The sequence below is a fragment of the Enterococcus sp. LJL90 genome (genome assembly GCF_056924355.1).
The window spans coordinates 1-11,402 of sequence record NZ_JBXPBQ010000001.1 but is presented as its reverse complement, the minus strand read 5'-3'; the positions used below and the strand labels follow the sequence as shown (position 1 = coordinate 11,402).

Sequence of the window (11,402 nt, the reverse complement as noted above, 5' to 3'; positions counted from 1 at the left end):
ATAATAGATTAACCCTTGTATTAAGTAACTTTTTTTTTCATCTATTGAACATAAAAAATCACTACCAGCTACTCCAAATTAGTAGTGACAAAACTCTAAGATATATTGAAGTCCATAAAACCTATCAGCATCAATCTAAACTCAAAAATTCTTCCACCATTAAAGCAAACTCCTAGCTTCCAATTTTTTAATAAGAATTAAACATGGATTTCGTTCATCCCAAAGGGTAGAGAAAACTTCGAGTTTATAAAAGCTGCAGGGAAGGTAATATTGAATGGTTTTATCATATTCAGGTGTCGTGTCTTATAATTGTATTTAAAGTAATTTTTTCTTGTGTTTTTGCCTCATAGAGCTGGTTTATTATGGGGAATTAAATGAGTGACTACCTGCCTTTTTTAAGACCTATTCTAATTTAGAGCTTTTTAAATAAGGATCCTAAAATACTTTTTTGAGTGTATAAAAGGTCTCATTAATAGACTTAAAACAGAGGTATACCTTACTTAAAAAATTTTGTTATACTTCTTTAGAAAGGTTTTGATGCAAAAATGAAATCTAGAAATTTGAAAAGCTTTTTTTCATATTTACTGTAATAGTATTTGCCATGGTAATTTTCTTTCTTGGTCTTAATAGAACTCAAGATAATAATCAAATAGTAGGAGGCTACGGATCGCACCTTCGTTATCTTGATTGTTCTGTGGCAGATATTACTGAAGATGAGGTTGTCGTCATTGCAAACGAAAATGCCTATTCTCCAGAAACTTTCAAGTCAGGAGATGAGATAATACTAGATTTTAAAAATATGCAAAAGCCGATCAATCCACTTGAATTGGGTCTATCCATTGGTGTCCAGATAAAACTAACTTACCTGAGCATGGATGATGTAAATTTCAATCCTCCGGTAGTGTTTATGGGTCACCCTAGTAACATTGAGCTGAATGGCACTAACTTAATTTACGAGTAATTAGCTTCATCGAAGTTTTTTTAAAAAATTTCTTAGCTCGAAACATATCATTAACATAAAAATGAAGTGATTTAAAATTGATTGCCAGTGTTACTCCTCTTCGTAAAATTTTACATGCCCTAAAGAAAATAGTTTATTTTTATAGAGAACACTACTTCCCTAATCCTTGCTCCAAATAATCAACCGCTGATAAAATCGCTCTATATTTTTAAGGGCAGCTACTCCCTTTGAATTATTGGTCAATAAAATATAAGTTGTTTCATCAATTTTGACAGTAGTAATTTTCTCAATAAATAAATTACGATAAGACTTTGGTCTTCGACTGGGAACTTCCTTATATGCATCCTCCCACACATTTCGACTTAAAAATGCTGTAAATAGAAATTGATTTGTTCCTTCTGGCAATCCTGATATTGAGGGGGGACTTAGTTGCCATACATATGAACTATTCAATAGTTGTTGTGTCTTGATCACGAACATAATCAAATAGATATTTTTTTCTAATAATAGCTTCAACAATGTCGTGGTTATCCATTACTGTAATATTTTTTTTAGTAAGATATGACGTAATCTGAGGCAAAAATTTAACAAAATTATTTTTGACTAACAAACTATATTTTTCTCCTTTATTGGATGTAATCCTAACAAAGAAGTCATCTGCTCGGTAATCAAACGGACTATACCTATCTTTCCTTTGATAGACAATTTCAAATGTCTCTATCTCGTTATAAGGAATAAAGATATTTTCGTTGCTCAGTTTCGTTAAGTTTTGAGCTAATTCTTTTATTTTCCTAGATACAGATTTAGGATAAATCTTAATAGATATTCCTCTGTTCTCCAATATCCAGTAATCCTCAACTGTCATTGGAAAAATAAAGATTGCTCCTAAGAAAAATATTATGGGTACGATTACAAATGATATATCCCAAATTCCTACTAAAAAAATACTTCCAATTATTAAAAGAACAAAAATGATAAAAATCCTAGATACGGAATTTTTTGTTCCCATGATAAAGGGCTTTTTCAAGTAGTTGCCACCTCTAATTAATTCGTCTAAGGAAATATTATATAGATCACTTAACATCAAAAGATTGTCTATACTAGGTGTATTGATACCTTGTTCCCATTTGGATATTGTTTGATGCGATACATGTAATTTTTTTGCAAGCGCTTCTTGCGTCATGTTACTATTTATTCTAAAATTTTTTAGCAACTCGTTTAAGTTCATCTTGATCCACCTTCCTTGTCTTATTTAAGATAATTGTACAATTCACTGGTGTTTTAGTCTTGCACTTAAAAGGTGAATTAACATTTAGAAAACTTAGTCAAACCTGTAACTGCTGAAAAATTATTTTTTCTATCCATACAATAACTTAACAATTAGTCCAAAATATTGTAAATAGCTCAATTTTCAACTAAGGGGAAGCTGGTAAATATCACTCACCTTGCCTTGCCTAAGTAACAACATGAAATACCAGACTTAATGTGATATAGTTTTCAAAAAAGGAGAGCTGCTTATGTCTGATGGAACCCAATACCTGATTCTTCTTTCTTTACTTATAATCCTTTTCATAGTATCTAAAATTTTTGCTAAAAGAAGCAACCGAATTAATAAAAAGAGTGCTTATTATTTTTGGAAAATAATTGCGATAGGTTCTTTGATTTTAATAATTTTATTGTTTGTTGTCCTAATTTATATCCTTTTGACATGGCGACCTGCAGCTATCGACTTATAATCAACTATGGGAGCTTCGCTTGATTAACTGTAGAAAACTTCCATTAATTTATCCAGCGTTATCCAATTTCTGATTGGATATTTTTTTTGTAAAGCAAACCCCTAGCCTCCAATTTTTTTAACAAGAATTAAACATGGATTTCGTTCATCCCACAGGGTAGGAAAAACTTCGAGTTTAGAAAAACCGCAGGAAAGGTAATATTGAATGGTTTTATCATATCCAGGTGTCGTGCCTTCATTCACAGTTTTGACCTGTAAATACGAGTAGTTCTCTTTGGCATAATTTTCTAATGATGAAAAAAGCATTTTTCCAATGCCTTGGCGGTGATGCTGTCTTTTGATTCCCATACAAGATATTTCGGCTGTGTCTTCGCTCGTAGCTTTTAAATCTATAAAACCGATAACTTCGCCTTCCGTTATAGCAGCCCAAAGAGGCAATTGTTCGGCTTCTTTGACATAATTAAGCAGAGCTTCCTCAATTCCAAACCATTCCGGTAAATCATTAAGTACCTCATTCACGATTTTACTTTTTAGTTTTTTATCAGTGATAAAATCAATTCTAACTTTTTCCATATCAAGCCTACTCTCTGTTAACAAAATATCCATCCTAGTTTATATTTTATCATGCGCTTCTTTTCATACTAGATAGTGATTCACTTGTTTTGATTGTTACTCTCGCTTTCGCTTAAAAATTTATAGACTTTCTAGACAATTATTTTTATTTAGTAGATACTTAAAGTAAGTTTATGGACGACAGCATGTGGATATTTCTGAAGTAGCGAACCTGATGGGCAGCTCCGCCACGTCATAACGGTATAGCGAGACACTCAGCATCATTCATCCAATTGAACGAACTTCTGGCGGCAAATAAAATTATACTGAAGAAGATTTAATTTAGATTAGGTATGCTAAACATTTATTGGCAAATAATGTGTTTGCTAAAATGAGTTATGGCCCTGTTAAATTTATCGCCTAATGACCAGTGGCCTGCAGATTATTTTTTTGAACGCTACAATGAGTATAAATAATATTTCCCTTCCAAACTAGAAACTACCTTGCTTAAGTATCTTTGTTATTTCTCATTTTGATTGTTCTCAAAGAAAATCTGTTTTTGTGGAATTTCTATAAATAGTTCAAATTTTAAATTAATAAAGGGGGTAACTTACATGAAAAAGGATTTGTCTCAATATTTTCTAATGTTGGATATGGCTCTGCTGGTTATTGTAATGTTGACCAGTAGAGCTCCTATATCATTAGTATTAAATAAGGGAGTAGCAGTGACTGATCAACTGATTCAAAATTGTATCATTTTTGTAGCCGCAATTTTTTCCCTAATGATTGTTTCTTATTTAAGCAAGATAACAAAATCAACTGGAGATAAATCATCTTAGTCATCTACAAGAAACCGCCAAAAATTCTTTAGGGGGTGCAAGATTTTCAGAGTAGATGGAGTCTGTCATTAGCCGATTCACAATGATACTTTTTTCGTTGTAGCAAAACTTTCCCGTATAAATTCACCGTAAATAGTTAAAAAAGGATTGATCTCTTTTTTATTTGAGAAATGAATAAATTGCTGTCCACGATATTCTTTTTCAAGTTTTACGAATGGGGGAGTTTCTTTTTTTAAAAACCAATTCATCCCGTCCGTAAGTGAAGCTCTATCTGTCAAACCCAAATCTGCTGCAAATAAAAGTAGACGAAAAATGCTGTAAAAGTAACGAAATGGATAAGCTACTTTCCGGTATTCTCGATTCTCTAAAAATAGATTATTCACATAGAAATAGCTTAATCCTCTGTTAATTGCAGCTTCAATTTCCTTACGCCGATAAGGAAGCTGAACATAACGACAAAATGAGGCTAACCCCTCAAGAACACAAATTGTCGAATGAGGATCGCTATTTTTTTGTTGAAGCCAAGTAAAGCCACCATCTTCTTTTTGTTTTTGCAAAACCGAATCTACCAGAAGAAACAACCTCTCATCACTGGCTATAAAGTAACTTGCATAGTTTAGAATCATACCATCAACACAGATATCACTTGGTAACTTGGATTTCGCTAAATTCAACCCACCATCTTTCAATTGGCATTCAGTGAACATTCGCTGGACCATTTCAACACAAATAGAATTGTCCTGAGGTAACCCCAATTCTTTTAACTGCAGTACCGTGTAATGAGTAGAAGTCCACTTGGGTTGATAATAATATTTTCCCCAATGACCATCGGAATTTTGTTGGTCTAAGAAAAATTTCCCATAACCTTCCTCTGATACCAAAGCTTGTTTCTCCAGATTATCATTTTTGAAAAGCATTTTTTCGTAAAGATATTGGATGGAAACATCTTGATTACTTAACCAAACAAAAAAGTCATTCATTGATAGCCCCCCTAGAAAACTTTTACCTTAATTATACTGACTGCTAGTTTTATTTGCTATATTCCTTGAGAATTATGAATCTACTATACCCTGACTTAGTTAACAATCCTCTCCGCAGTCGTCCTAACACGCAATTATCCTTCAAAAAATTTTTCACTCTCTATTAGTGCTCATTTACTGTGCCTCAAAATTAATATTTCAAAACTGAGATTCCATTACTCAGCTGCCAAAATCAATTCTGCTATGATAGTATTGAGATAAACAAGATAGAGATTATGAGGAGGCCTACATTGAAAAAAATTTTGATTCACGGCTCAGGACATCAAGCTACTAGTTGGAATGAGACAATTACATTTATGGAAAATAAGCACGATATATTGTCCCCTAACCTATCTGAAATTCTTAATGAAAAAGAAGCAACCTTTACTAATCTTTATACTTCATTTGCAAATTACTGTAACGAGATGGATGAAGGACTCGACTTATGCGGTATCTCATTAGGTGGTATTTTGGCACTAAATTATGCTTTGGATTACCCGGGAAAAGTGAGAACGCTTGTGCTAATAGGTACACCACATAAAGTACCACGAGTTATGTTTAGTATTCAAAATAAGATTTTTAAGTTCTTACCAAAATCGGTATTTCAAAACATGGCGTTTAATAAAAAACAAACGTTTATTTTGGGAAATTCTATGAAGGAACTGGACTTTAGCAGTGAAGTAAAAACTATTAAATGCCCAACTTTAATTATATGTGGGAAAAAAGATCGTGCTAATCTGAAATCTGCGTACTATTTCGAGGAGAATATTAAACAGGCAAAACTAGAAATCATGGAATCCGTTGGACATGTTGCCAATGAAGAAAATCCAAAAGACTTGGCTGAAATATTGAAGCAATATTACAAGGAGAATTAATTGTACTCGCAGTATTTGAATTTGCGAAAAAAATGTAGCCGTAAGGACAACAAAAAAGTTTACATTGTATTCTCTAGTATCGTGTTTGGTCTCTTGCATGCAGCAAGTGGTATTAATCCAGAATTTCCGTTAGTTTTAGTCCTGCTGCAAATCGTTAATGCTCTTTTGTTAGGAATTATTTTTGCTCTTTTATACCTTAAGACTCACTCCATTTACACGACGATACTTCTCCACACATTATTTAATCTATTTGCGTCTATCAGTAATGAGGACTCACTAGAACGAACTTTCCTTGCGGTTGGAGTGCTACTGATTGTCTACATTGTCTTTGGCTTCTATTTAATCAAATCGAATATGAAATTTTTACAAATTATCAAACAAGGATAGTCTGTTTATTGCACCTTTATTCTAGAAAGAAGAATATTATTGATATTTGAAATTTCTTTTAGTTGCAAATGCAACCGTAATAAAGTACAATCTTGTTAGGTCATTGATGATTGAATTTTTTCAAGAATTCGATATAAATCGGCTCGATCTAATGGCGACACTTCTGAAAAAGCTTGCGCAATATAGTTTCTTTCAAGAGAAAAAATCTGATTATACAATCCTTTTGCTTTCTCCGTAGGAAAGAGTTCGTTAAATTTTTTATTTGACTGGCTAGCTTTTTTAGTAATGTACCCTTGTTTTTCTAATTTTGCTAGCGCACGGCTTAAAGTCGTTTTATCCACCTTAACTTTTTCCGCTAGTTCTTGCTGCGTGAGCCCTTCAGTTTCTATGATTCTGAGTAAATATAAAAATAGATTATTATCAAGACCTAATTGTTTCACTTTTTGATTAATTGCAGTTGTGGCTTGTCTTGATATGGCACCAATAAGACGAAAAATTTCAATTTCATTCATAAAAGCATCTCCTAATAGTTGAATTTACAACTATAATTATATCTCTTTTTTCGAAAGAAGGCATCTTAAATGTGGAAAATTAAAAAACTTGCTGATTTATCCAGCACTGAATTTTTTGAAATAATGAAGCTGAGGATTGATACATTTGTGGTGGCACAAGAAAGAATTTACCATGAAGCAGATATGTATGATAAATCAGCCTACCATATTTTTTATCAAGCACCGGATGAAGGGGAAGTCGCTGCCTATGCCAGAGTTTTTCTAAAACCAGACTATCTAACATTTGGTCGCTTCGTTGTTTCTGAAAATCACAGGGGACAAGGCTTAGCCAATCGCCTAATTGAACAGATTTTGCTTTTGCAAAAGCAAAAATGGCCGGAGCTCCTTATCGAGATGGAAGCTCAGATTCAAGTCGCACCATTTTATTTACGACATGGATTTGAAAAAATAGGCACTCAATTTATCTTTGAAGGAACGCCACATATCGAAATGAGACTGTCCGACGGTAATAAACACCTCTAAGATAACTTTTCTGATAAGTGAGCCCTAGGGTAATTTCAACACTAGCAATTTAAAAGGCCAGCAGAAATCATCGCTGATTCTGCTGGCTTTCATTTTCATATCTATTTTATTTACTCATACCGTAATGCTTCTATCGGATCTAGACGGGCTGCGCGGTTAGCTGGGAAAGTCCCTGCTAAGAAAGCAATTAGCATGATCACCACGATAATCATCACAATTGAGGCTGGATTATACTGCAATAAAGTTAAACCATCTAAGCCTGACAAGAAGGAAGCTTGCGCCCAATTATTAATTAATCCGCTGATTCCTATCGCCCCAAAAATTCCTAACACGGAACCCCAGAAACCAATCAATAAAGCTTCCACACTAAAGGTTAAGAAAATTTTCCCATTGCTTAAGCCCGTCGCCTTCATTAAACCAATTTCACGAGTCCGATCTTGAACGGACATATACAGCGTATTAATAATGCCAAAGCTGGCTGCTAACAAAGCAATGCCACCAAACATCGTCAAGACAGCCGTAATCGCGTTGATGACGTTGCGAATGGAACCAATTTCTTCTTCGACGGTCATTCCCATCATGCCCGTATCGGTTAATGCTGATTCAATGTCCGCTACTTCTTCATCGCTTAGACCGTCTTTCATAGTAGCAGTGGCGCCATAATATCTACCAGTTAAAGTATTGGGTAAACCATCTTCATTAATTGCCAATAAATCTTCCGCTAAAGACTCATTGATAATTGATTGTCCGCCATTAATCAAACTAGCTGCACGCACTCCTACAATAGTGGCTTCAACGGTTTCCTGTTCACCAGTCCCTTGATCAGTGGCCGCTAAAGTAACTGTTTTGCCAACTGCATCTTCAGCAGAGGAAAAGCCTAAGCTATCTAAATATTCTGGTGCTAATAAAATTTGGTAAGCTGAATCATTCCTATCAATCGCCGCTCCAGCTTCTAACTCAATCGATAAATCCATATCCATCATGCTGTTAAGAACATATTTTTTATCCGTGTTTCCTTGAATGTAATCGATGCTTGGCAAAAGCATAGGCTCAACGCTTTCGATATTTTTAATCTCAGCAATTTTATCCAAATCACTTTGAGTAAGATAATCCGCTTCAGCAGTCCCTTGTTCGCCTTCTTCATATTCGCTTGGGCCATCGCTGTTACCAGATTCATAAGCCGGTTGCACCATAATCTGATTTTCTCCACCAACACCGGCGACCTGCTGATCGATGTAAGTGTTCACCCCAACATTAATTCCTCTTGTTAAAGCAATCGTAAAGGCACCAATAAAAATGGCAATAATGGTTAAAATTGTCCGCCCTTTATTCCGCCATAAATTTGAACTTCCTGATTTTAAAATATCCAATAATTTCATTTTATTCTCCCTCCACAACTAAGCCGTCTTTGATATGAATTTGACGATCACATCGAGCAGCTAAATCTGGATCATGGGTGACAATAATCAAGGTGATGCCCTTTTCTTTATTCAAATTGAATAACATCTCCTCAATTTTATCTCCAGTAGTAGAATCTAAATTTCCTGTAGGCTCGTCCGCAAAAATAATTTCAGGATTATTGACAATTGCTCTTGCAATACAGACCCTTTGTTTTTGTCCACCAGATAAATCATTCGCTTTATTTTTGGCTTTATCGTCTAATTCAACGGCCTCCAAAGCCGCCAACGCCATTTCTCTACGCTGCTTACCAGAAATCCCAGCAATTTTTAATGGCAGCATCACATTTTCTAAGACGGTATCTTTAGTATTCATGAAAAATTGTTGAAAAACGAACCCAAATGTTTGATTCCGCAGATGATTCATTTGTTTTTTACTGGTTTTCGTCGCATCGTTTCCTAATAATAAAATTTCTCCAGAAGTGGGCTTGTCCAATAAGGCTAAAATATGCATCAAAGTGGATTTACCAGAACCACTTTTACCAACAATGGCGACAGACTCACCTTTTTCTACTGAAATATTGACTCCTCGTAAAGCTTGAAAAGCTGATTGGCCTGAGCCATAAACTTTTTTCAGCTCTGTTGCAGTTAATACTGACATCTTTTTATCTCCTTTATCCTTTTAGTTTCTCATTACTCTTTCATTTTCCCATAATCAAAATGAAAAACTATGGTACTTTAGTCTTATTTTTCAGAAAATATTCGAAATCACAACTTTCATTTTTAGAAAATGAATTAAGATTGGTTGAATTGGCTTTGAAGAATTAAAAAAATACAGGAAAAAAAAATTAAAGTTAGGGGGATAGAGCAAAATAAGAAATGAAATCAGTGAGTAATTCCTTAATAGCATGGAAGATTATTCATGTTAGATGAGCTATTCATATTCAGTGTGTGGAAATTTTCTAAAAAAAAAGGATATAAATACCCGCTAAATAATCTTTAGCGGGCTGGATAACTTAATGCAGATTAGATAAACTGATATTTTTAACTAGAGAAATTAGACTTGCTTATTCTAAGGTGTCCGTTGTTTCTTCAGCTAATTGAATAAGCAGAAACTCTGCTTCATTATCTGTGTCTTGTAATATATACTGACCATTTCTGAAAATAATTCGATTATAGTATTTGGATGTAAGCTCAGGTTGATTTTGGTAACTATCGTAAGAATAATCTTCTATCAATTCTATTTGTGTCCCATCATAAACGAGTGTTTGAAAGATAGGATCGCCTTCGATCGTGTAACTTTCGATAATAATCTTATCCGCAGTATTTTGCTCAAAATTGTCGATAAATTGAGTCAGTCGTTCTTCGTTCGTTATCACTCCCCAATCAGATATAATTTTGTTATTATCTGAGCTATTTGAATCAAAGTCACTAGTAGCATTGTTCATTGAGCTGTTAGTTGAAGTGTCAGTATTATAGTCTGCTTGCGAACTATCAATTGACTTGCATCCTGAGAAAAGAAGCAGAGAAGCCGTTAGCAAAATAAGCTTTATCATATAAACCCTCCACACACATGAGTTTAAATCAAGTATTCAACAAAAATTTAATTGATTCAAGTTATCTTCATTTTATTTGAATATTTTTAACCAAAAAAATAAAATTCGTTTTGAATAGTGCTTAAAAATTCACAACATGTGTTTTCGAGTTGCCCAAGAAAATGAAATAGGTCCACCAATTGAAATGAGATTCTCACTACTGTCAATCTGGTATAATCAGACTGAGGTGAGCGAAAATAATTATCTTAAGAGAATCTGTAATCATTGAGTTAAAAAAATTACATGGTCAAGCGAATATGCTTCCTTGCTACGCTGAAGCAAGGGGTCTATCTGCCATCACAGAGCAGGCTGTTCTTTTGTTAAGCCCTGAGCAATTGTCGATTTTATTCTTCAGTAAAATTTCTAATCAACTAATTCAAAAAATAGAATTCAACTTCTCAGAGATAACAAATAGTACCTTGAAGGAAAATTTGTTTGCTGCAGCAACTTGGCAATTCAATGCCCGAGGACAGAAATGGAAATTTAGAATTCCAACAGTCCTCCCCTTAAGAAAAATGAAAAGCAACTTCATTGAAGGCCTTTATTCATATAATTATGTTTAGATTTCTAATGGGAAATTGGTAGAAACCTAGTTGAATTGTATGCATCCCTTTTGTCTTCAGAAAAAGTTCCTTTTTTTCTGAAGACAAAAGGGAACCCGTCAGCGGGGACTGACGGGTTTAGGAGTAAAAAATGAAAAAGTGTTTTATTTGGGTTTGTTTTATTGGGATGAGTTCATAATAACCTGTAAGTGTGAATTTTATGTGTACTTAGTTTTGTGAAATTAGGAAGTGTTTGTAGTGAATTCATGAAATCCGTCATTAGTGGACACAGGAGACTAAAAAATTCAATCGATACAGCTAAATTAGCCAGAATCATTCATAAATTTTTTTCTAATACGAATTGTTAGGTAACACTACCAATTTCTATTAAGTTACCTTCAGGATCTGCTACATAAAAATTACGTATGCCAAATGGATAAGTGATTGGAGCACCAGTTGGAAAGTT

General features: G+C 34.0%; 13 protein-coding genes. 6 read left to right on the top strand and 7 right to left on the bottom strand.

What is annotated here, in order from left to right:
- Nucleotides 1-601: 601 nt before the first annotated feature.
- Nucleotides 602-961, top strand: a complete 360-nt coding sequence (locus tag AC1Z3S_RS00065; RefSeq protein WP_461738635.1) for a hypothetical protein — start codon at nucleotides 602-604, stop codon at nucleotides 959-961.
- Nucleotides 962-1,406: 445 nt separating this feature from the next.
- On the opposite strand, the gene AC1Z3S_RS00060 is transcribed toward AC1Z3S_RS00065, so the two are convergent.
- The gene (locus AC1Z3S_RS00060; protein WP_461738634.1) at nucleotides 1,407-2,189 is read right to left on the bottom strand and encodes a helix-turn-helix domain-containing protein; all 783 of its coding nucleotides are present in this window, start codon (nucleotides 2,187-2,189) and stop codon (nucleotides 1,407-1,409) included.
- Nucleotides 2,190-2,478: 289 nt separating this feature from the next.
- On the opposite strand from AC1Z3S_RS00060, the gene AC1Z3S_RS00055 reads away from it, so the two are divergent.
- Complete coding sequence (locus tag AC1Z3S_RS00055) at nucleotides 2,479-2,697, top strand: hypothetical protein (RefSeq protein ID WP_461738633.1); 219 nt, start codon at nucleotides 2,479-2,481, stop codon at nucleotides 2,695-2,697.
- Between the two features lie 101 nt (nucleotides 2,698-2,798).
- Here the strand turns inward: AC1Z3S_RS00055 and AC1Z3S_RS00050 are convergent, their stop codons facing one another.
- Nucleotides 2,799-3,269, bottom strand: a complete 471-nt coding sequence (locus AC1Z3S_RS00050; RefSeq protein ID WP_461738632.1) for a GNAT family N-acetyltransferase — start codon at nucleotides 3,267-3,269, stop codon at nucleotides 2,799-2,801.
- Nucleotides 3,270-3,862: 593 nt separating this feature from the next.
- Here AC1Z3S_RS00050 and AC1Z3S_RS00045 point away from each other — a divergent pair.
- Nucleotides 3,863-4,087 carry a hypothetical protein gene (locus AC1Z3S_RS00045; protein WP_461738631.1) on the top strand — a complete coding sequence of 75 codons (225 nt, stop codon included), beginning with the start codon at nucleotides 3,863-3,865 and terminating at the stop codon, nucleotides 4,085-4,087.
- Between the two features lie 77 nt (nucleotides 4,088-4,164).
- Here AC1Z3S_RS00045 and AC1Z3S_RS00040 read toward each other — a convergent pair whose 3' ends face one another.
- Entirely contained in the window at nucleotides 4,165-5,067 is a 903-nt protein-coding gene (locus tag AC1Z3S_RS00040; protein ID WP_461738630.1) for a hypothetical protein, read from the bottom strand.
- Between the two features lie 290 nt (nucleotides 5,068-5,357).
- On the opposite strand from AC1Z3S_RS00040, the gene AC1Z3S_RS00035 reads away from it, so the two are divergent.
- Nucleotides 5,358-5,981 carry an alpha/beta fold hydrolase gene (locus AC1Z3S_RS00035; protein ID WP_461738629.1) on the top strand — a complete coding sequence of 208 codons (624 nt, stop codon included), beginning with the start codon at nucleotides 5,358-5,360 and terminating at the stop codon, nucleotides 5,979-5,981.
- Nucleotides 5,982-6,368, top strand: coding sequence for a CPBP family intramembrane glutamic endopeptidase (locus tag AC1Z3S_RS00030; RefSeq protein ID WP_461738628.1), 387 nt, complete (start codon nucleotides 5,982-5,984; stop codon nucleotides 6,366-6,368).
- Between the two features lie 95 nt (nucleotides 6,369-6,463).
- Here the strand turns inward: AC1Z3S_RS00030 and AC1Z3S_RS00025 are convergent, their stop codons facing one another.
- Nucleotides 6,464-6,880 carry a MarR family winged helix-turn-helix transcriptional regulator gene (locus AC1Z3S_RS00025; protein ID WP_461736013.1) on the bottom strand — a complete coding sequence of 139 codons (417 nt, stop codon included), beginning with the start codon at nucleotides 6,878-6,880 and terminating at the stop codon, nucleotides 6,464-6,466.
- 69 nt (nucleotides 6,881-6,949) lie between these two features.
- On the opposite strand from AC1Z3S_RS00025, the gene AC1Z3S_RS00020 reads away from it, so the two are divergent.
- A complete protein-coding gene (locus AC1Z3S_RS00020; protein ID WP_461738627.1) occupies nucleotides 6,950-7,402 on the top strand; it encodes a GNAT family N-acetyltransferase in 453 nt (150 codons plus the stop codon).
- Nucleotides 7,403-7,512: 110 nt separating this feature from the next.
- On the opposite strand, the gene AC1Z3S_RS00015 is transcribed toward AC1Z3S_RS00020, so the two are convergent.
- From AC1Z3S_RS00015 to AC1Z3S_RS00005, 3 genes are all read right to left on the bottom strand, one after another.
- Nucleotides 7,513-8,781 (bottom strand): ABC transporter permease, encoded by a 1,269-nt coding sequence (locus tag AC1Z3S_RS00015; protein WP_461738626.1) that lies wholly within the window; start codon nucleotides 8,779-8,781, stop codon nucleotides 7,513-7,515.
- A gap of 1 nt (nucleotide 8,782) precedes the next feature.
- Complete coding sequence (locus AC1Z3S_RS00010; RefSeq protein WP_265459392.1) at nucleotides 8,783-9,460, bottom strand: ABC transporter ATP-binding protein; 678 nt, start codon at nucleotides 9,458-9,460, stop codon at nucleotides 8,783-8,785.
- A gap of 406 nt (nucleotides 9,461-9,866) precedes the next feature.
- Nucleotides 9,867-10,355, bottom strand: coding sequence for a DUF4362 domain-containing protein (locus tag AC1Z3S_RS00005; protein ID WP_461738625.1), 489 nt, complete (start codon nucleotides 10,353-10,355; stop codon nucleotides 9,867-9,869).
- Nucleotides 10,356-11,402 lie beyond the last annotated feature (1,047 nt).

What these genes read in the sequence shown, in the direction of transcription:
- AC1Z3S_RS00010 (WP_265459392.1), bottom strand. Translation starts at nt 9,460, where the DNA reads ATGTCAGTATTAACTGCAACAGAGCTGAAAAAAGTTTATGGCTCAGGC.
- AC1Z3S_RS00040 (WP_461738630.1), bottom strand. Translation starts at nt 5,067, where the DNA reads ATGAATGACTTTTTTGTTTGGTTAAGTAATCAAGATGTTTCCATCCAA.
- AC1Z3S_RS00050 (WP_461738632.1), bottom strand. Translation starts at nt 3,269, where the DNA reads ATGGAAAAAGTTAGAATTGATTTTATCACTGATAAAAAACTAAAAAGT.
- AC1Z3S_RS00065 (WP_461738635.1), top strand. Translation starts at nt 602, where the DNA reads ATGGTAATTTTCTTTCTTGGTCTTAATAGAACTCAAGATAATAATCAA.
- AC1Z3S_RS00025 (WP_461736013.1), bottom strand. Translation starts at nt 6,880, where the DNA reads ATGAATGAAATTGAAATTTTTCGTCTTATTGGTGCCATATCAAGACAA.
- AC1Z3S_RS00005 (WP_461738625.1), bottom strand. Translation starts at nt 10,355, where the DNA reads ATGATAAAGCTTATTTTGCTAACGGCTTCTCTGCTTCTTTTCTCAGGA.
- AC1Z3S_RS00015 (WP_461738626.1), bottom strand. Translation starts at nt 8,781, where the DNA reads ATGAAATTATTGGATATTTTAAAATCAGGAAGTTCAAATTTATGGCGG.
- AC1Z3S_RS00020 (WP_461738627.1), top strand. Translation starts at nt 6,950, where the DNA reads ATGTGGAAAATTAAAAAACTTGCTGATTTATCCAGCACTGAATTTTTT.
- AC1Z3S_RS00045 (WP_461738631.1), top strand. Translation starts at nt 3,863, where the DNA reads ATGAAAAAGGATTTGTCTCAATATTTTCTAATGTTGGATATGGCTCTG.
- AC1Z3S_RS00055 (WP_461738633.1), top strand. Translation starts at nt 2,479, where the DNA reads ATGTCTGATGGAACCCAATACCTGATTCTTCTTTCTTTACTTATAATC.
- AC1Z3S_RS00060 (WP_461738634.1), bottom strand. Translation starts at nt 2,189, where the DNA reads ATGAACTTAAACGAGTTGCTAAAAAATTTTAGAATAAATAGTAACATG.